We start from the raw sequence: 18,937 nt of genomic DNA on the forward strand, positions 1-18,937 counted from the left end.
AAGGAGGAATAAAAATGAAGAAAAAGGTATTAGCAGTAGCAGGTATTTTAGGAATAACCCTATTAACCGGGTGCAGTGGGGGCAACCAGGCATCAGGGACAGAGATTACCTTCTGGCATTCGATGGGGGGAAAAGGCGGAGAGGCTATTAATAAGTTAGTCAAAGAGTTTAATGATTCACAGGATGATATCCAGGTGGTTGCAGAGTTTCAGGGGGAATATGATGATGCCATTAATAAATTAAAAAGTTCAGCGCTTAGTCATTCAGGCCCTGATATCATGCAGGTTTATGAAATCGGGACAAAATGGATGATGGATAGTGGATATGCGATTCCGATGCAAGCGTTAATTGATGAAGATGGATATGATATCTCTCATTTAGAGGAAAATATTATAGACTATTACACCGTTGATGGTGAGCTATATTCAATGCCATTCAATACATCAACTCCGATTCTTTATTATAATAAAACGGCCTTTGAGGAGGTAGGTCTCAATCCAGAAATAGCTCCTACCGATTTTAATCAAATTATTGAATTCTCAAACAAGTTATCGGAAGACGGTCGTTATGGATATGCGATGCAAATCTATGGATGGTTCTTCGAACAGTTTTTATTGAAACAGGGATTAGATTATGCGAACGAAGGAAATGGACGAGACGGCAATGCAACAGAGGTTGTATTTGATGAGAATGGTGGGGCCGCGACGATTATTGACGGGTGGAAGAAGTTAATTGACTCGGGGGCAGCTATTAGTTTTGGTCGTGATGGGGATGCAATAAAGGATGCTTTTGCATCAGGTAAAGTAGCAATGATGATTGCCTCAACGGCTTCCCTGACTGATATTAAAAGTAAAATTGATGACTCCTTTGAATTAGGGACGGCCTATTTTCCTTCAGTAAATAGCCAAGATACGGGTGGTGTTTCAATTGGTGGAGCTTCTTTATGGGTGATGGATAATGGTGATGATGAAAAATCCAAGGCTGCTTTTGAGTTTATTAAATTCATGGTTTCACCGGAGAGCCAAGCGAAATGGGCACAAGCAACGGGATATTTTTCAGTAACAAAAGATGCTTATGAGATCCCAAGTATGGTTGAGCATTTGAATAATAATAAAGAATTTCAAACAGCGATTAACCAATTACGTGAAGCTAACAATCAATCAGGAGCATTACTCGGGGTTTTAACTGAAGCACGTGCAACTATTGAGGAAAACATTGAAAAAGTTTTAAATAATGAATTAACAACGAAAAAGGCGATAGAAAATATAGCTAAAACAATTAATACGGCATTGGATAAATACAATAAGGCCAATCGATAATTACCGGAGGAAAAGATGAATAAGATGATATTTTTTGATGTCGATAATACCCTTGTTTGTCGACGTGAGAACAAGATGTGTGAGGGAACATTAAATGCAATTGAGAAGCTTAGTCGGGATAATAAGATCGACTTAGCAATTGCAACAGGTAGATCATTGGCAATGGTCAAACAGGAGAATTTTCATCAGATGTTCGAAACCATTATTTCAGCTAACGGATCACTGATTACAAGGCGAGATGAGGTCATTTATAAAAAACCGATAGATTGTGGGGTAGGTAGACAATTAATACGTTATTTTGAGGAGACTCAAACGCCGTATTGTATTCATTTATTAACGGAAAGTAAGGGGAAGTTAGAATACGATTGGGTGCGGCATTTTTCACAAAAATATAATATGACAATAAGCCTGTTAGAAGACGATGTATTAAATCGGTTAGACGAATATGAAATTTTTCAAATCAACGCCCATATTAAACAGGAGGATATTGAGAAATTTAAAAAGAATTACCCCCTCTTGAACTTCGTAAAACTTATCGATGTGGAGGAAGGCTATGATATTTTCAATAAATGTTGCACTAAAGGGAGTGCTATAAAGTTTTTGAAGGAAAGAAATACAATGAAGAATATGATGTATTATGCATTTGGAGATGGATTTAATGATTTGGAGATGTTTGATGAAGTAGATTACTCGATTGCCATGGGGAATAGTTGTGATCCATTGAAAGCACGTGCAACGTATATTACGGATTCGGTCCATCTGAATGGAATTTATAAGGCATTGAGGAAATTGAATTTGATTAAGGGGGAATAGGATGATTAATTTTGCTCACCGCGGGGCTAGCGGGGATTATCCGGAGAATACATTAATCGCGTTTAAGGAAGGAATTAGATGTGGAGGGACTGGACTTGAATTTGACGTGCATCAGACAAAAGATGGTGAATTGGTCGTTATTCATGACGAGGATGTTGAACGAACGATGCAGGGTAAAGGCTTAATTAAAGACCTAACATTAGATGAAATTAGGGCATTCAAATGTAGAAAAGCACGCTTTGTTGACCATGAGGAGTGTTATGTTCCTAAACTTGAGGAAGTGTTAGAGTTGGTGAAGGAACAAGAAATCACGATAAATATTGAGTTAAAGACAGACGTGATTTCTTACTTTGGAATGGAAGAGGAGGTCATTGAATTAATTCAACGTTACGGGGTTAAACATAAAGTATTACTTTCGAGTTTTAATCCTCAATCTTTAAAAAAATGTAAAGAAATAGATGCAACAATAAAGACGGGATTCTTATATCATCAACCGATGGAGCAAATCATTGAGTATGCAAAAACGTTGCGGGTTGATGCGATTCATCCCCATTTAAAATTGGTAACGAAGGATTTAATTGAAAAGGCCCACCAAAATCAATTAGATGTAAATGTATATACGGTTAACTCGCCAATTCATATGAGAGAGTTAATTAGGGCGGAAGTTGATGGTATTTTTACGGACTATCCAAGTTTATTGAATGAAATAATTGAAGAGAATAAATTGAAATCATTGGTTTAGGAGAGGTTAGGATGGCAACATTAGCACTAAAAAATATTTATAAAATATACGAAGATGAGGTAACAGCGGTTAGTAATTTTAATTTAGAGATTAAGGATAAGGAGTTTATTGTTTTTGTTGGTCCATCTGGATGTGGGAAGTCAACAACGTTAAGAATGATTGCGGGATTAGAGGAAATTTCTAAAGGGGATTTATTTATTGGGGATCAATTGGTGACTGATGTTGAACCGAAGGATAGAGATATTGCGATGGTATTTCAAAATTATGCTTTATATCCTCATATGTCCATTTATGATAATATGGCATTTGCCTTAAAATTGAGAAAGTTTCCAAAGAAGGAGATTGATGAAAAGATCAGAGAGGTAGCTAAAATTTTAGATATTGAGGCACTTTTAGATCGTAAGCCAAAGGCTTTATCAGGGGGACAAAGGCAGCGGGTCGCATTAGGGCGTGCTATCGTTCGTCAACCTAAGGTTTTTTTGATGGATGAACCGTTATCGAATTTAGATGCTAAACTACGTGTCCAAATGAGAGCAGAGATTACAAAGTTACATAAAAGACTAGGAACAACATTTATTTATGTGACCCATGATCAGACTGAGGCGATGACGATGGGAACGCGGATTGTTGTCATGAATAAGGGAATTCTTCAACAGGTAGACACACCTCAAAATATTTATAATTATCCTAAAAATAAATTTGTTGCAAGTTTTATAGGAAGTCCACAAATGAATTTTTTTAATGGAATTGTCATCAAGAATCAAAATACTGTTGCAATGTTAGGCGGCAACGAAAAGATAACCTTATTACCAGAACAGGCGAAATATTTAATGAATAGTGGATATTTTGGAAGGGAAGTTATTTTAGGCGTCCGACCAGAGAACATTAGTTTAGTGCCTAAGACGACAAGGGATACTAAACTTACAGGTGTTATCGACATGGTTGAATTAATGGGGGCAGAAAGTTATATTTACGTGAAAATAGCAGAAGAAATGCTGGTGGTACGTATTAACGGAACAACAACTAAGACGGGTGGAGAAATCATTGATATTTATTTAAATCCAGATCAAATCCATCTCTTTGATAGGGAAACAGAAGAGCGAATGATTATAACTAAACATAGTGAGCAGACGATGTAAAAAATAAAGGATTTAATTTTTGTTCCACGTGGAACATGAATTAAATCCTTTTTATGATTGGGGATGTTAATATCAGTTGAAATTTACTCCTCTTATTTTCAATTAAGGATATGGTTAGCTGTTTTAATGGAAGATGGTTGACATGTTGTCCACAAAGTCAAAGGATGATAGGGAATGATTCCACGGATAAAAAAGGCGTCACGATGAAGTAGACAGCCTTTTTTAGCGAGACAACGATGAGGATTATCAACAAAATTGGTGTTTGGTAGGTAATAATTATAGGGATTAAAAGAGGCACCGTGATAAGGTAGGTGGCCTTTTTTAGCGAGACAATGATGAGGATTATTAACCAAGTTGGTGTTTGGTAGGTAGTAATTATAGGGATTAAAAGGAGCACCGTGATAAGGTAGGGTGCTTTTTTTATGGGGGAAAGGGTGAGAGGTTGGAAAAGGAATAGGATGTTGTTAGATAAAAAGGGTTAGTAGGAGTCCGAAGATTAGAAAGAGGAGTGTAATGGTAAGATGACGTTTTTTGTTCATAATGAGGAGTGCCATGTATTCTCGAATCATAGCATTGGGTAAAAAATAGGCTGCTGTTTTAGAGCCAATTCCCGCTGTTTTTAGTCCAATGGCTTTGGCATACAGGCTAGCACGGAAGGTATGATAATTGTTGGTTACGAAGGTGGTCTGGTAGCCGTTAGGATGGTTTTTTTCCATGAGTTGTTTAGAGAATTGCATGTTTTGGTAGGTATTTTTGGAGTTTGTTTCGACGAGTGTGTGTTCAAGGGGAATATTGTGATTCAGGGCGTATTGTTGCATGGCAATCGCTTCGGGGATCTCTTCGTTTGGGCCTTGTCCTCCAGAAAAGAGGAGCATAGGAGGCGTTGAACTTCTTTTTTGGTGCTGATAGATTTGGATAGCTTTATCGATACGACTAGCGAGTAGTGGGGGCACTTTATTGTTGATTAAACCACTGCCTAATACAATAATGTAATCATAATGGTAAGTAGGTTTTCTGATTGAAAAGAGGAATGAAATACTCAGGAAGCTTAGGAGATTGCAGAGATAGTAGAAGGCAACGAGGCCGAACCCGCTGAGAAAAATAAGAAGTTTTCGGGGAATCGGATAGATTAGGCAGATAAAAATGCATCCTAGTAAGGTGATGAGACCAAGGGCTAGAAATAGCGTGAGGAGGTTCGCAAAGGTTTTACGCTCCCGTTTCATGACTATTTTAGCGTTAATCAGGAGGGCGATAATTAGGATATAGATGCCGAAGAATAGAAAAAATAGAAGGTTAAGAAGCAGTAATCCGAGGAGGAAGATAATAAAGAGATTAGGAATCTGTATTGCCAGATAGACAACGTTTAAAGCATTTATTAAAAAAAGGATATTAAAGAGAAAACCATTTAATAGTCTTCGTGGTTCGAGTTTATAGCTTAAAAGGAAAACAAAAAGGGCCGTCAAATTGATATAAAATAGGGTCATAAAATCACCTCACAAATTTTTATTGAGAACCGAAACAATACACCGAAGTTCGCAAATGGCTAGGAGCCATTATGAAAATGAATGGTGAAGGGGAGGGAAAGAGGAAGAGGTCTTTTACCTTTTTATCGTCTACTGTTATACGGGATTACTTCATTCATGACCTCCATTTTTAGGTGTGAAAGATCTAGGATTCTTTATTGAAGCATTTTTCAGTTTCTCTATAAACAAATTATGTAGGAAAAGAGAAAAAATGAGAAGATAGGGACATTTCTAGAAGAGAGAAGATAAAAAAAGAAGTGGGAATCGTTAAATTAAGTCTGCTATTGAAAGATCATCAGGTTATCCTCAGTTTAGAAAAAATGAAATTGGGGATTCCTTTAATTGAAAGGTCATTCGTGCCTCATCTTTTTATTCGCAAGAAAGAAGGACTTAACGATTCTCTTCTTGGTAGACGATAGAGGTTAATCTGGGGATAATTATCCCCAGATTTTATTTTTATAAAAAATACTTGATGTATCGATTATCGTATTTTTTATAATGGATACAATCAACGGATAAAAAAGCTTTGTTTTTTTGAATTTAATAGATTGTGAGTCGGTTTAATAAGATTAAAAGTTGATGAAGATTTCTCTTCTTCAGGATGGAATCTTTTTTCCTGTGTATAAATCATCTATTAAAATTGGAATAGAGGATATTAAATTTTTATATCGATCGCTTTTTTAGTATCCACAGTTGCTAATAAGGCGCAAATTTTTTTATCCCCAATTTAAAATTTTTTAAATTGAGGATAATTTAATGAAGAGAATAAAAACAACAAAATAAATTTGTGGACAAAAAAAGCACACCTTCGTAGGTGTGCTTTTAATTATTCAAATAAATCATTGAACTCTTCATCTTCTAAACTTTTTAATTGTTTTTCTTCTTCCTTTTTTTCTTTGTATTTAACCATTGTTTTTGTTAGAAGTGTAATTCCAACCCCTGCAGCTAAAGCGGATCCTGCCATTAAAACAGTAGATAGTTTTGGCTTATTTATTTTTTTCATTATCTTTCAACTCCTAATAGGTTTTGTTTTTCTAAGTCTTATTATAAAATATCTTCTTTTTTTTGAATAGTCTTTCCTTATTTCCTCTTTCTAAATTGGACGAGAAGATTAATTTAAACACTTTTTAATCGTGATTTCTCCAGATGTTCTTTTAACGTTATTCAAAAGAGACGATTTTCGGAGTTACTCTGCTTTTTTTTACTTCTTCTTTCCTCTATTTGTGCTCTCTTTTTAAATAGTTCCGCGCTAAATTGAATTTATTTATCTTCTTTTAACCTTTTTTTAACTCATTGGATGATCCATTTTCATGAAAATGGTATGACTATTTTTAAAAAAACAATAATACTAATTTTATAATATTTTATTATTAAACTTAAAAAATACTTTTTTCCAATAGGTAATTTATAAAATTATTCTATCAATAGATTATATTTATAGAATAAAACTATCGATTAAAATTTAACTTGTCTATATGTTGTATTGAAGTTGTTGGGAAATTAAAAAGATTCGATTTTGCAGTAGTTTAAGTATAGCTAACTTTTAATGAGAAAAATGTTAAATTATACAAGTGGAGTTCGACAACTTTTCCTCTTTAAAACCGTTACATAAAGAATGATTAAAAACCGAATACTAAGGAAGAAATGAATCATGAAGAAGGTGGTGATAAGATGAAATGGTTTAAATATTCGTTATTGGTGTGTTTCTCATTTTTCTTTTTATCCATAACCGTGTTTGCTAATGATGGCGTAAGTTTAAAACAGCAAGATTATTTGAAAAAGGTCGATCTTATTTACTTACAGATGCAAAATAGCTTAAGCGCCAAGGAAAAAATGGGTGATTTAAACGCCGATTTTTTAAATCAGATGTTGAATCATCAACGTGGACTCATTGCATTATCAAAAAATCAGTTAGAACATGGAGAACGAAATAAAATAAAAAAATCCGTGAATGACATCACTCACGAATTGAAATCTAATATTAATAAAATTAATCAAACTCAAAAAAAGGTTCATCAACAGTTAGTTTATGATGAGAAGAAGGAAGCTACCTACCTATCTAGTTATGAGGAAGTTTATCAACAAATTTTAGTTGCGCTTAAATCGGAAGGTGCAGAACAGCCGACTACCTTAATAGGTAAGAGTGTAGATGAGGATTACTTGCATCGTGTGATGCAACAATGCGATGTTTGGATGATTTTAATTAATAATGTTTTAACGCAAACGGATAATGAAGAGGTTAAGTCTGTAGCCAATGAGTTATTAGAATCTTCTAAAAAGATAAAAAATGATGTTTCTCAGCTTATTGAAAAAATTGAACAGAAAAAAGGAGACTAAAGTTAGTCTCCTTTTTGTTTAAGGGAAAGTGTTGAAGTGAGTTGTTGATTAACCGTAATTTGTTGACCATCACTTCGTATAATAATTGGACCATCACTTGTGAGTAATGTTTGAACTTGATATTTTGTTAAAAGATCAAGGACCTTTTGATCCGGATATTCATCTTCTGAACACGTAATGATGCCATAATCAGGAGTTGTCATTTGTAATAGTTCTTCTAGATTGTCACTGTATTTTCCGTGATGAGGCACCTTTAATAAGGTGTAAGCATGAGGATTAGAAGCAAGGAATTCACTTATTCGAATGGCCTCAGCGTCTCCAGCAAATAAAAAACTCTGATTTTTATATGAGAGAGAGGTAATTAAAGAATAGTCGTTTGATTGTTCGTATTCCTCTCTTAGCGGAGCGGAAACAATAATGGTTGCGCCATTTACTTCAAGTACTGTATCACTTGTTAGAAGGGTCGGCTTAATGTCGTGTTTTTCAAGGGCCTTTACGTATTCTTTATGTTGTTTTGTATCCCGCGAATAGTTCGGTTGAATGACGTTTTGCACCTCGATGCCTTCATCTAAGATAATATCTGCACCTCCGATGTGATCTTTATCGAGATGAGAGATAATAAGGTAATCAATCGTATCAATGTTTTCTTTTTTTAAAAAATCGGTAATTGTTTCTCCATTTTCATCTAGTCCTGTATCAATCATTACTGTTTTATCTTGTATTTGAATGATGATGCAATCGGATTTTCCTGTTGCAAGTATGTCAATGGTTAATGGAGCAGGACTTAAATTAGCTTTTGTATTTAATTGGGGCCCGTTTGTTGACGTCGTCCCCTCACAACCAGATAGGCAGATTAATAAAGTAGAAATCAGTGAGGTAAAAGCTAGTTTTAAGGAAGAGGTTTTTCTCATATATAAAAACTCCATTCTATCACAACATTTTTAGCACACAATTCTCTAGTTAAAGAATAGCATAAATAGGGTTAAATCTCGGTAGTATTAATATATAAAAAACGTGAAAATTTATTGAAAAGATAAACGTGTCCATTAAATTTTTAGGGGAAATAAGAATTAGTTGGTCCATCATTGACCGATTTAACATGAGGTTAGGGAGTCCTTTTTTTATTCAATGACTCAAAATCAAAGACTAGGTTTTAAGCGATAACTTATCGTTTACTTATAGTTTAAATCAGTTGAAATCATTTTAATCGAAAGGATCAAGAAATTTTAAAAAATTTAGTCGCATTTTTGAGTGAGGTGCGTATAGTAGTAGAGACCATGTTTTTTGGGAGGGAGAGGCATGAAAAAGTGGGGAGCGCTTTTGTTTTTAATGACACTATTGGTAGGTTGTCATTCGGTGGATGGGAATGAGGAAATCATAGAAACTCCTTTGACACCGGAGGAGAGTGTGGCCTATGATTCTAACCAATCACCGATTGAAACAGATGGAGTTTTTGTCGAAAAAGAGGATATCAAATTATCGATTGAATGTCCGGTAGAGGCAACGATGAATTCTGCCGTCGATGCTTTCCATCTGACGATGTCAGAGAATCAACTCGGAGCCATTATTCATGAGCCAACAGTAGAGCAATTAGCCCAACTTGATTCATTAGAAGTGTTGCTCTATGAAGAAGAAAGATGGAGTGATCGTCTTTTAATTATACCAAAAGAAGTTGGAACAACGGTTGCGATTTACTCGACTTGGTATGATGGAGAGCGTTTTATTGATGGGGAGCCAGTTTTTAATGAAATGGTAATTGAACAGTTTCAGGTGATAGATGTTCGAAGCCGAGTTCCAGAAGGGATTCCTAATCTAAAAGTCGTGATGGAATATAAAGAGAAAAAGGTGGAGTATTTGATGACTTATGATGGTCGGGGAGACCGAGCACAGGTTGAATATTTAGAGGTAAGTGGGGAATAGACTTCGGTGCTTGTATAAAAAAATTCCTCATAGGGTGAGGGAGCATGTGATGAGTTAATGGATAAAGACCGTTTGCAGGGACCAATTGAACGGATGGATTTCATTTATTATTCTCACTTATTTACTTATTTGAACGACATGCTTTAAATCCAGAACATGTATGGGGATAAAATGAGCGTTTAGGAAACCGGTCCAACTGATTTTTTAATAGGGAGTTTGCTTATTATAGACCTTTGTTCATAGCTTTAACGTTTAAAAAGGTGTATCAATGAAAAAAGAGGTTATTATTTTAAAACAATAACCTCTTTTTTCATTGGTTTTAAATCGCCGCTTTTACCGCAGATAAGAGTCCGTCGATATCTTTTTCGTTAGGGTGATGGACGGATTCGGCTAAATTATTTTTAATCGCCTCGTATTTTTCAGGGACGGCTTCTCGGAGCTGTTCTTGTTTTTTTTCTGAAACTTTTCCTTGGCAAGCATAGGCACCGATAATGGTATTAGAAGCGGGAACAAGTGCTTTTACATTATTTAAAATTTCTTCAAAATAAGCGTCGGTATTATCATAACCTACGGTTCCAAAGATGAATACTTTTTTGTTAGTAAGCTTTTCGATAAAGGCCTGGATATCAGCTGAACATGAATTTTTAGTTGCCCAAAATCCAACAAAGATGACGTCTGCATTTAATGCCTCATCTGAGGGCTTTCCAACATAACTCGCTCCTACGTGATTGTTGATTGCCTCAGCTAATTTTTTGGTGTTACCGGTGACGCTACTGTAAACAATTGAATAATTCATAAGATAATCTCCTTAAGTTATGGAAAAATAGGGTGCTTGATTGATAGAATAACCCTTAATAGGATTTGATTTTAAAAAATTTATATTCATGAAGATAAATTTTCGATGAAGAACAATATTTTTGCAACCTTTTAGGGGGAGATAGACTCTAAGAGAGTGAGGAGAAAGGTCGGAATATAAGGAGGATGAAATGAAGATTTTTAGGTGGGAGCAACGGTACAGTCAATTATCAGAGGTTCAATTAGTTAAGCGCGCGATGAAAAAGGACGATTTGGCTTTTTTGGAGTTAATGAGACGTTACGAGAACTATTTCATTCAGATGGCTTATCGATATGTGAAAAATGAGCAAGATGTGATGGATTTAATTCAGGAGTTAGCCTATCGAGGGCTTTTGAATATCCATCAATTAAAGGAACCGAAGTATTTTAAAACATGGATGACAAGGATTTTAATTAATTTAGCGATGAATCTTTGGCACAAGGTGGAGTTAAATGAGTTGGGTGAGGACCTTGAGGCCCCCTCTAAGGGATGCCTAATTGAAGAACGGATGGATTTGAATCGAGCCATTCAAAAATTACGTCCAGATTATCAGTCAGTGATTAAGATGCATTATTTTGAAGACTTAAGTATTGAGGATATTTCTATTCGGCTTCAACTAAAGCCGAATACAGTAAAAAGTCATTTAAGAAGAGGGAAAAAAGCACTTGAGACGATGTTGAAGGAGGATGTCTAAGATGAATTCAAAAATGTATGAAGAAGCAGTGATTAAAGGAATAGAACGGGCTAACCAGGAGATGAAGAAAAATAAGGGAGGGATAAAGTCTAAGAAAGTGGTCCCAATAGTGGCGAGTCTTTGTTTAGTTGGAGGAGTTGGGCTTAACCAACCACCGATTATTAATGCTTTAAAAGAAATTGGCGAGTCTTTTAATGAATTTTCAGGGTATTTATTTGGGGGGACAACCGAAAAATTTCAAAAGGTAGCAACGGAGATTGGCGAGTCAATGACAGATAAAGATTCGGTGATTACGGTAGAAGAAGTTGTATTAGACGATAATCTTCTTCTTATGGCGTTAACGGTAGAAAGTGAGTTTTTGAAGGGGTATGAGGGATTAAATGAGAATGATTTTTTCAATTTAGATTATCGTTTACGTGTGAATCATAGGATTCCTGAGGCAATGAATGCCTTCCGGGTACGAAAAATTGATGAAAAAATGGGAGCAATTATTATTGAGGCGGATCTTTCAACTATTAATTTAAAGGATGAAGTGATGATTGAATTAGGAGTCAATCGAATTGCGCGTGGATATAACTTTATAGAAGGGAAATGGGACTTTAAATTTAAGGTTGCAAAATTGGAAGGAACGGAAGAGTTTCACCCTAATGTCAAGACAGCGTATGAGGATACATCTATCTCACTTAATCGATTGATGAAAAGTTCGCTTGCTACAACATTTGAATTGGAGGTTAAAGGGCAAACTGTTAACGAGGTTCGCTATCAGTTAGATCAATTAGTTGTAAGGGGATCAAACGGATATATTTACGAGCCTACATTTATTTCAGAAAATTTCGATGAGAAATCCAAAGAATATTCAGGGCGCTTAAGGGTAGATTCAGATATGGATGGACTGGAATGGCTAGAACTTTATCCAAGAGAGGAAATTGCTCGCCATGTTCAGGTCGATGGTTGGACGTATGAAATATATCAGACACCGAATAAGCCTATCTTTTCGGATGAATATGAGAAAGTTACACGTTTACCAAACGAACAAGAACTAGCAGCAGGATATGGATTGGATGACGTGACGTATTATATTAACGGTCAATTACCGACAGAATTTAAACCGTTAACGGAATACATCTCTGATGAAGTTTGGGTTAATTCAACAGAGAAGGTCACGATTGAAAATGTGGAATTACAAAATGATGAGGTTGTTGTCACTGTAAAAATACCATCGACTTATTCGGAACGTAATTTAGCGCGTCTTGTCTTATTTGATGAAACAATGAACGATTATGCAGCGCGCGAAGGACAATTAATTGTTGCCCCCAAAGACGAATCACAAGGAATTTATCAAATTAAATTAGACGCCATTGACACTAACAAAATGTATACAATAGCTCTGCCTCTGATGCCCGAAACAAATGAAGAGGTGGCACCATGGTGTTTAAGAGTACCCTTAAAATAAAAAGTGAAATCTGATAGGACTCCTGATTGTTAGGGGTCTTTTTTTTCTGGGGGATAATGTCAGTTAAAAAAGTTAAAGAAATTTGTTATAATTAATCGAAAGTTAAATCATGGGGCACGAGATGATTTTAAATGAACGATATGGGAGGAATGTGAAGATGGGAAGAAAGATGTATCAAGTTGTTAAATCAAGGGGGCTTCAAATTGGATTATCACTAGCAGGTGTAACAGCTGTCGCACTTTGTGCGTCGTTATTGACGGTAAAAATAGAGTCTGCGCAAGCCAAGGCAAAGGATCAGTCCGTAGAACCGGTGTTACTAGAGGCCAAAGAGTTTAAAGTTCTTCAACGCGCGACGTTAGACGTTAAGCCAGAGGAAGATGAGGCTAATGTTAATGAGGAAAATCAGTCCATGGAATCGGGGGTTGTTGAACCGTCAACGGAACAAGTAATCCCACAACCAACGGTTGAAGAGCAGACACCCCCACAGATAAATGAGGTAAAAGAACCTGAAGCGACAGTAGAAGAGACGCCTACTGTGAGCGACCCATCAGCTGCTCACTTATTAGGACTACAAATGAACGCAAATCACCTAGGTGCGATTATTCATCGACCTTCTTCGGCACAGTTATCAGCACTTCAACAGTTAAATGTAGCTGAATATCGCGAAAATCTTGTCGAAGAACATGTGATTATTGTTCCAAACGAGGTAGGTTCACGAGTTAAGATTTATCAACTGAAATTTGAAGAGGGTGATTTAGTAGAAGATGGCATCGTCTTTGAAAAATATATAGCAGATGAGCATGATGTGGTGTCTTTAAAATGTTATATTTCGGGTGGAATTCCTAATTTAAAAATCGTTGTTGAGGCACCAAATGGCCGTTTCGAACATATTTTAACGGCAGATGGCGTAGGTAATCGTCCGGCGACGGAGTATTTTTCGGCTTATTAATCAAGAAAAAAATCTCTTCTCCTTGCGTTAAGCGGTGAAGAGATTTTTTAATGGCTGATAATGTCAGCTGAAATTACATCATTATTCTACAAAAATATGATATGATTAGTTATAATAATATAATTCTCGATCGATTTAGTGATATTTTTACAAGTGTTAATGAGGAGGGTTATCATGCAACCAAAGAAAAAATCAAAATCGAATGAACAAGTCATTTCATGGACGCAACGAATTGGGGTCTCATTTATTGGGTTATTAACGGCACTAGGGGCTGGACTTATTATGTATACCGGGGTAATGGCGGCAACGTATGAGCAACCAGAGGCTGAGAATGAATTTATTGTTTATGATGAGGGCCAAGATAAAAATCAGGTAAACCAAGAATCATCGGATCAAAATTCGGCAGCAAATTCTGAAGGTGAAACGCCTGCTACGCCAACTGAAGATAAAGAAACAGATCATTCCGTTGCTTATTGTAATATTGACGGCGTTAACGTCCGTAGTGAAGCGGCAACAGGGACCGACATTATCGGAAATCTTGATGCGGGAGATGAAGTAACCGTCTTAAATCGATATTATAATGATGAATGGGTACAAATCTCTTTTGAAGGACAAACTGGGTATGTGTACGTGGAGTATTTAGATTTTGAATAATGATAAAAAAGGGTCATCTCCGGTTGGAGATGACCTTTCTTTTAAGCATAGTGATAATAGTTCCCATAGCGCTTCATTAATAAAAGTGAAAAAATAAGGGTCACAGCCTCTGAAAATGGAATGGTGAGCCATACACCGTAAACCCCTAGGAGGGTTGGAAGCAGGATGATTCCAACTAAGACAAGAATTAAGGTTCTTAAAATAGAAATAAAGGCTGAGATTTTCCCATTTGAAAAGGCAGTAAACATGGCAGAGGTAAAGATATTTAAACCAACGGGTAGAAAACTAATCGCAAATAAATTGAATCCGATCAAGGTTAAGTGATAAAGTTCATTCTTTCCGCCCGTAAATAGTTTAATCAGTGGCGAAGCAAGAATGAGGGCAAGGGCAAACGTTGCTACGGAGGCAACCATTAGAATTCGGTAACTATAACGAATCAGTTTTCTTAGATTTTCATGGTTATTTTCACCGTAGTTGAAACTAATGAGTGGGGCAGCACCAGATGAAAATCCAAGGTAAGCGGACATTAAGAAAAATTGAGCGTATAAAACAATGGTAATCGCAGCTACCCCTTTCTCGCCAAGATAATGAAGCATGGCTAAATTGAAAAGTAAGGTTGTGACAGAACTTGAAAGATTCGTGACCATTTCAGAAGAACCATTTCCCATACTTTTTAAGATAATCGACCACTCTAACTTCGGTTTAGTGAAGTGGAGGTAGTTTGTTTGATTCATAAAATAAATGAAACCTAAGATTGCAGGAACTAATAGACCAATGGCGGTAGCTAGGGCGGCCCCTGCAATTCCTATCTTAAAGACAACGATAAAAAGGTAGTCTAAAATAATGTTTGTCACACCACCGATTACCGTATAAAAGAGACCACGTTTCGGTTGATTAGCAGTAACCATGAAGTAATCAAAGAGTGATTTCAACATAGTAGTCGGCATAAAAATAGTTAAAATCGTTCCATAAGCATAAGCATGTTCGTAAATATTGTCAGTAGCTCCTAATAATCGTAAAAGTTTTGGGAGAAAGAGTAACTGAAGAAGCATTAAAAAGAGACCAATTGCAAGGGTAACAGCTACGATTAATGAAAAATGTTGCTTAGCTTGTTCAGGTTTCCCTTCCCCAAAGTTTTTCGCCACAATGGCACTTCCCCCCGTGGCGAACATGACAGCAATCCCGTTGAGGGCAACCCATAAGGGTAAAAAGATATTAATCGCGGATAGGGCATTTTGTCCGACAACTCGTGAGACAAAGACCCCGTCGATAATCGTATAAAGTGATAAAAAAATCATCATAATCATCGTTGGGAATGTAAAAACCAAAAATGATTTGAGTGTTAACTGCTTATTTGTTAAAGACATCTTAATAAATCCCACCTTTCGGTACTATCATATAGTATACGGTAACCGTATAGTCAAGAGGAGGACAGTAAATGAAACAATATATTACAACTGGTGAATTCGCTAAACTGTGGGGCATCAAAAAACAAACGCTTTTTCATTATGATGACATCGGCATCTTTCAACCGATAATCAAGCAGGAGAACGGGTACCGTTATTACAGTTATCAACAGTTTGAAGTTTTCGGAGTGATTACGGCATTAAAAGAGTTAGGAATGTCTCTGAAAGAGATTAAAGCTTATTTAGATAGTCGGAGTCCAGAAAATTTATCACAACTCTTTTTACAAAAGATAGAGGATATTGATCGAGAAATTGAATATTTGAAAAAAATAAAGCACTTTATGAAAGAAAAAATAGAAATAACAGAGCAGGCCATCACAATAAATAAGGATGCCATTGAGTGTTTACACCTAGAAGAAGAGTATTTAACGTTGAGTCCACCTTTAGATTATACGAGCCATCATGGTTTTTTTAATCACCTGGCTGAATTTATGCAGGAAAGGGGATTGAATTATTTATCAGCCATCGGTTGTATGATTGACGAAGAGCATTTGAATTCTTCAGAGTATGGTCATTATAGTTATTTATATTCAAAATCTGATAAGAGGAAGGAAAGAGCACCATTATTTTTAAAACCAAGAGGGACGTATTTAATGGCGTATCACCAGGGGGATTACGAACTATCCTATCAAACATATGATCGCATAAAGGCATTCGCAAAAGCTAATCACCTTGAATTTGAGGGCTATGCGTATGAAGAGTTTATACTCGATGAGGTATCAGTGAAAGGATACGAAAATTATTTATTAAAGATTCAAATCAAGATCAAAGATTAACTCATGGTTAAAAAAGTTATCAAATGTTTAACAGTTGGGTTATGGTGGGTCAGCTTGAGGAACGTTTATAATAGGAGTATAGATTGTTTGTAGGAAGGGATGAAAGGATGAACTTAAAAATTGGTGAGGTTATTTATCGTTTGAGAAAGGAACATCACTTGACGCAGGAACAGTTAGCACAGGCAATTGGTGTATCGGTTCCCGCTGTTTCTAAATGGGAAACGGGGACAACATATCCGGATATTACGTTATTGCCAAAGATTGCTCAGTTTTTTGAATGTAGCATCGATGAACTGATGGCGTACGAACAAAAATTGACGCCTCAGCAAATTAATCAGTGGGTCGTAGAATGTAAAGAACTAGCGAACAAACGTTTATTTGGTGAAATGATTGAAAAATGTACGGGCTATTTGAGACAGTATCCAAAAAGTAATGAGTTGAAATTGGCTATTGCCTCGTTTTACTTAATGGAAAAAGGGTTTGCGCCAAAGGATATTTTAGACGACTTGTCAAAACAGGTCATTTCATTACTTGAAGAGGTCGCAAGTGGAACAGATGCCTCTTTAATGAATCAAGCAAACTATTTATTAGCGGGAATCTATATTCAAAATCAAGAGGATGAAAAGGCAGAAAAGATTTTACTTCAAATGCCACGCTTGACCTTTCATCCGGATGATTTATTAATTGCTATTTATCTTCAGCGCAAAGAAAATAAGGAGGTTAAACAACGAATTCAACGAAGATTGTTTAACCATCTGTCATCTATTCGCATCACCTTAGGACATTATCGTCAATTTTGTGTGAAGCAAAATCAGTCTTTGATGACGGAGCGGTTGTTGCAGATAGAGGGGGCGTTAATCGAACTTTTTGAGTTGGAAGCATTATTTAGGGTTAGTTATACATTAGAAAAAATTATTTTTTTTAGTCGTCAACATCGTGAAGAAGAGGTCATGAGTCAATTAACAAAAATAATCGATCAACTTGAACACACAACTATGAAAATGCCGACGCCTTTATTCGGTGAACTAGAGTTGAATGAAAGTCTTCAGTCAGAAAGGTTTCCGGGACTGTTGCTCCAGTTAATCGTAACGGATCCTACATTTGAGGGGATTCGTTCGCGAAAAGAGTACCCGGAGTTGATTAAAAGACTGGAGGGTATCCTTCAAGCAGATTAATTAGGCAGTTGTTTCCTTGAAAAAAATTCCTTATATAATAAGGATAGAAAAACTGCTGTTAAATCGGGAGAAAGTTCCTTGATTGGATTCAAAGATGAGCAATTTAACCTATCACGCTTTATGAACCGAGGTGGGTTTTTTCAATGAAACAAATCCCCTATATAATAAGGATAGAAAAAATTTTGAAAAAAATCGCCTTCGACATATTATCGGAATAAATTCTAAAAAAAGAGTTTGTGATTTATTTTTAATGAGAGTACAATATAATCTTGTAAAGATAACGTGAGAGTATAGAGGATGAGGCGATGAAGGTATTACTGAAGTGTTTAGGTTGGTTGATAGCGATTGGAATAGGAGTCGGTCTTTACGCAACATTTATTGAGCCAAAGTTGTTACATGTTGTTTCCCACGAAATCGTGAGTGAAAAGGTGAAGGGTGAAACGATTAAAGTTGTTCAGTTTTCGGATACACATATCGGTGAATTTTTTTCAACGGAGGATCTTAAGAAGGTTGTGAACAAGATTAATGAGCAGTCCGCCGACTTAGTGTTATTTACAGGGGACTTGATGGATAACGCAGCTAAGTATGAGGGAAGTTTAGAGGAAGTTCAAAGAATCCTGTCTACCATAGAAGCGACAGATGGGAAGTATGCTGTCTTTGGAAATCGCGATTATGGTGGCGGAGCCGAAAAATTTTATGAAGAGTTAATGGAAGCAGCGGGATTTAAAGTTTTACTGAATGAGCATGAGGCGCTAACAATTAAGGGAACGACCTTAAATTTATATGGCGCCGATGATGCTTTGATAGGGTATTATAATCTCAATCAAACGGTGCAGGGGATGGAGGAAACGAATTTAAATCTGCTCATGTTACATGAGCCAGACCTAGTCAACGAGTTTGTTGGTTATCCCATTGATCTAGCGTTAGCTGGGCATAGTCATGGGGGACAGGTTTATCTTCCATTTGTGGGTCCTTTGATGACAACGGCACTCGGCCAACAGTATGTTCGTGGCTTTTATGAAGTTGGAAATCAAATTTCGCTTTATGTGAATACAGGAATCGGAAATACGAAGGTACCGTTTCGTCTATTTAATGTGCCGCAGGTGACCGTGTTTGAATTAAAAGCAAGAGAATAATGAAAA

General features: G+C 36.3%; 18 protein-coding genes. 13 read left to right on the forward strand and 5 right to left on the reverse strand.

What is annotated here, in order from left to right; all coding sequences use genetic code 11:
• The first annotated feature begins 14 nt into the window (after positions 1–14).
• From AC6I0I_RS00140 to AC6I0I_RS00155, 4 genes are read left to right on the forward strand one after another with little or no spacing between them, the layout of a single operon-like run.
• Positions 15–1,319 (forward strand): ABC transporter substrate-binding protein, encoded by a 1,305-nt coding sequence (locus AC6I0I_RS00140; RefSeq protein ID WP_262950764.1) that lies wholly within the window; start codon positions 15–17, stop codon positions 1,317–1,319.
• A gap of 15 nt (positions 1,320–1,334) precedes the next feature.
• Positions 1,335–2,132: an HAD-IIB family hydrolase gene (locus AC6I0I_RS00145; protein ID WP_262950765.1), complete on the forward strand. Its 798-nt coding sequence runs from the start codon at positions 1,335–1,337 to the stop codon at positions 2,130–2,132.
• Between the two features lies 1 nt (position 2,133).
• Complete coding sequence (locus tag AC6I0I_RS00150; RefSeq protein WP_262950766.1) at positions 2,134–2,874, forward strand: glycerophosphodiester phosphodiesterase; 741 nt, start codon at positions 2,134–2,136, stop codon at positions 2,872–2,874.
• Between the two features lie 11 nt (positions 2,875–2,885).
• The gene (locus AC6I0I_RS00155) at positions 2,886–4,013 is read left to right on the forward strand and encodes an ABC transporter ATP-binding protein (RefSeq protein ID WP_262950767.1); all 1,128 of its coding nucleotides are present in this window, start codon (positions 2,886–2,888) and stop codon (positions 4,011–4,013) included.
• A gap of 464 nt (positions 4,014–4,477) precedes the next feature.
• Here the strand turns inward: AC6I0I_RS00155 and AC6I0I_RS00160 are convergent, their stop codons facing one another.
• Complete coding sequence (locus AC6I0I_RS00160; RefSeq protein ID WP_262950768.1) at positions 4,478–5,497, reverse strand: YdcF family protein; 1,020 nt, start codon at positions 5,495–5,497, stop codon at positions 4,478–4,480.
• Positions 5,498–6,362: 865 nt separating this feature from the next.
• A complete protein-coding gene (locus tag AC6I0I_RS00165) occupies positions 6,363–6,539 on the reverse strand; it encodes a hypothetical protein (RefSeq protein WP_161831474.1) in 177 nt (58 codons plus the stop codon).
• Positions 6,540–7,207: 668 nt separating this feature from the next.
• On the opposite strand from AC6I0I_RS00165, the gene AC6I0I_RS00170 reads away from it, so the two are divergent.
• On the forward strand, positions 7,208–7,873 hold the full coding sequence (locus tag AC6I0I_RS00170; RefSeq protein WP_161831476.1) for a DUF305 domain-containing protein: 666 nt from the start codon (positions 7,208–7,210) through the stop codon (positions 7,871–7,873).
• Positions 7,874–7,875: 2 nt separating this feature from the next.
• On the opposite strand, the gene AC6I0I_RS00175 is transcribed toward AC6I0I_RS00170, so the two are convergent.
• Positions 7,876–8,784, reverse strand: a complete 909-nt coding sequence (locus AC6I0I_RS00175; RefSeq protein ID WP_237658893.1) for a ComEC/Rec2 family competence protein — start codon at positions 8,782–8,784, stop codon at positions 7,876–7,878.
• Between the two features lie 388 nt (positions 8,785–9,172).
• Here AC6I0I_RS00175 and AC6I0I_RS00180 point away from each other — a divergent pair, with 388 nt between their 5' ends.
• Positions 9,173–9,793, forward strand: a complete 621-nt coding sequence (locus AC6I0I_RS00180; protein WP_262953764.1) for a hypothetical protein — start codon at positions 9,173–9,175, stop codon at positions 9,791–9,793.
• Between the two features lie 319 nt (positions 9,794–10,112).
• On the opposite strand, the gene AC6I0I_RS00185 is transcribed toward AC6I0I_RS00180, so the two are convergent.
• Positions 10,113–10,589 (reverse strand): flavodoxin family protein, encoded by a 477-nt coding sequence (locus AC6I0I_RS00185; RefSeq protein ID WP_161831482.1) that lies wholly within the window; start codon positions 10,587–10,589, stop codon positions 10,113–10,115.
• A 190-nt stretch (positions 10,590–10,779) separates the two neighbouring features.
• Between AC6I0I_RS00185 and AC6I0I_RS00190 the strand changes: the two genes are divergently transcribed.
• The 4 genes from AC6I0I_RS00190 (at position 10,780) to AC6I0I_RS00205 (ending at position 14,378) form a co-directional block, all read left to right on the forward strand.
• Positions 10,780–11,322 carry a sigma-70 family RNA polymerase sigma factor gene (locus tag AC6I0I_RS00190; protein WP_161831484.1) on the forward strand — a complete coding sequence of 181 codons (543 nt, stop codon included), beginning with the start codon at positions 10,780–10,782 and terminating at the stop codon, positions 11,320–11,322.
• A 1-nt stretch (position 11,323) separates the two neighbouring features.
• The gene (locus AC6I0I_RS00195) at positions 11,324–12,775 is read left to right on the forward strand and encodes a DUF4179 domain-containing protein (protein WP_161831486.1); all 1,452 of its coding nucleotides are present in this window, start codon (positions 11,324–11,326) and stop codon (positions 12,773–12,775) included.
• Between the two features lie 157 nt (positions 12,776–12,932).
• The gene (locus AC6I0I_RS00200) at positions 12,933–13,724 is read left to right on the forward strand and encodes a hypothetical protein (protein ID WP_161831488.1); all 792 of its coding nucleotides are present in this window, start codon (positions 12,933–12,935) and stop codon (positions 13,722–13,724) included.
• A 174-nt stretch (positions 13,725–13,898) separates the two neighbouring features.
• A complete protein-coding gene (locus AC6I0I_RS00205) occupies positions 13,899–14,378 on the forward strand; it encodes an SH3 domain-containing protein (RefSeq protein WP_161831490.1) in 480 nt (159 codons plus the stop codon).
• 41 nt (positions 14,379–14,419) lie between these two features.
• On the opposite strand, the gene AC6I0I_RS00210 is transcribed toward AC6I0I_RS00205, so the two are convergent.
• Positions 14,420–15,745 (reverse strand): MATE family efflux transporter, encoded by a 1,326-nt coding sequence (locus tag AC6I0I_RS00210; protein WP_237658894.1) that lies wholly within the window; start codon positions 15,743–15,745, stop codon positions 14,420–14,422.
• A gap of 71 nt (positions 15,746–15,816) precedes the next feature.
• On the opposite strand from AC6I0I_RS00210, the gene AC6I0I_RS00215 reads away from it, so the two are divergent.
• The 3 genes from AC6I0I_RS00215 to AC6I0I_RS00225 all read left to right on the forward strand — a co-directional run bounded on the left by AC6I0I_RS00215 (position 15,817) and on the right by AC6I0I_RS00225 (position 18,931).
• A complete protein-coding gene (locus tag AC6I0I_RS00215) occupies positions 15,817–16,620 on the forward strand; it encodes a MerR family transcriptional regulator (RefSeq protein ID WP_161831492.1) in 804 nt (267 codons plus the stop codon).
• A gap of 107 nt (positions 16,621–16,727) precedes the next feature.
• A complete protein-coding gene (locus tag AC6I0I_RS00220; RefSeq protein WP_161831494.1) occupies positions 16,728–17,795 on the forward strand; it encodes a helix-turn-helix transcriptional regulator in 1,068 nt (355 codons plus the stop codon).
• A 305-nt stretch (positions 17,796–18,100) separates the two neighbouring features.
• On the forward strand, positions 18,101–18,931 hold the full coding sequence (locus AC6I0I_RS00225) for a metallophosphoesterase (RefSeq protein ID WP_161831496.1): 831 nt from the start codon (positions 18,101–18,103) through the stop codon (positions 18,929–18,931).
• Positions 18,932–18,937: the final 6 nt, after the last annotated feature.

The sequence above is a fragment of the Turicibacter sp. St.80E1 genome, assembly GCF_059728495.1.

What these genes read in the sequence shown, in the direction of transcription:
- AC6I0I_RS00190 (WP_161831484.1), top strand. Translation starts at nt 10,780, where the DNA reads ATGAAGATTTTTAGGTGGGAGCAACGGTACAGTCAATTATCAGAGGTT.
- AC6I0I_RS00165 (WP_161831474.1), bottom strand. Translation starts at nt 6,539, where the DNA reads ATGAAAAAAATAAATAAGCCAAAACTATCTACTGTTTTAATGGCAGGA.
- AC6I0I_RS00180 (WP_262953764.1), top strand. Translation starts at nt 9,173, where the DNA reads ATGAAAAAGTGGGGAGCGCTTTTGTTTTTAATGACACTATTGGTAGGT.
- AC6I0I_RS00185 (WP_161831482.1), bottom strand. Translation starts at nt 10,589, where the DNA reads ATGAATTATTCAATTGTTTACAGTAGCGTCACCGGTAACACCAAAAAA.
- AC6I0I_RS00205 (WP_161831490.1), top strand. Translation starts at nt 13,899, where the DNA reads ATGCAACCAAAGAAAAAATCAAAATCGAATGAACAAGTCATTTCATGG.
- AC6I0I_RS00220 (WP_161831494.1), top strand. Translation starts at nt 16,728, where the DNA reads ATGAACTTAAAAATTGGTGAGGTTATTTATCGTTTGAGAAAGGAACAT.
- AC6I0I_RS00200 (WP_161831488.1), top strand. Translation starts at nt 12,933, where the DNA reads ATGGGAAGAAAGATGTATCAAGTTGTTAAATCAAGGGGGCTTCAAATT.
- AC6I0I_RS00195 (WP_161831486.1), top strand. Translation starts at nt 11,324, where the DNA reads ATGAATTCAAAAATGTATGAAGAAGCAGTGATTAAAGGAATAGAACGG.
- AC6I0I_RS00160 (WP_262950768.1), bottom strand. Translation starts at nt 5,497, where the DNA reads ATGACCCTATTTTATATCAATTTGACGGCCCTTTTTGTTTTCCTTTTA.
- AC6I0I_RS00170 (WP_161831476.1), top strand. Translation starts at nt 7,208, where the DNA reads ATGAAATGGTTTAAATATTCGTTATTGGTGTGTTTCTCATTTTTCTTT.
- AC6I0I_RS00140 (WP_262950764.1), top strand. Translation starts at nt 15, where the DNA reads ATGAAGAAAAAGGTATTAGCAGTAGCAGGTATTTTAGGAATAACCCTA.
- AC6I0I_RS00150 (WP_262950766.1), top strand. Translation starts at nt 2,134, where the DNA reads ATGATTAATTTTGCTCACCGCGGGGCTAGCGGGGATTATCCGGAGAAT.
- AC6I0I_RS00145 (WP_262950765.1), top strand. Translation starts at nt 1,335, where the DNA reads ATGAATAAGATGATATTTTTTGATGTCGATAATACCCTTGTTTGTCGA.
- AC6I0I_RS00225 (WP_161831496.1), top strand. Translation starts at nt 18,101, where the DNA reads ATGAAGGTATTACTGAAGTGTTTAGGTTGGTTGATAGCGATTGGAATA.
- AC6I0I_RS00210 (WP_237658894.1), bottom strand. Translation starts at nt 15,745, where the DNA reads ATGTCTTTAACAAATAAGCAGTTAACACTCAAATCATTTTTGGTTTTT.
- AC6I0I_RS00155 (WP_262950767.1), top strand. Translation starts at nt 2,886, where the DNA reads ATGGCAACATTAGCACTAAAAAATATTTATAAAATATACGAAGATGAG.
- AC6I0I_RS00175 (WP_237658893.1), bottom strand. Translation starts at nt 8,784, where the DNA reads ATGAGAAAAACCTCTTCCTTAAAACTAGCTTTTACCTCACTGATTTCT.
- AC6I0I_RS00215 (WP_161831492.1), top strand. Translation starts at nt 15,817, where the DNA reads ATGAAACAATATATTACAACTGGTGAATTCGCTAAACTGTGGGGCATC.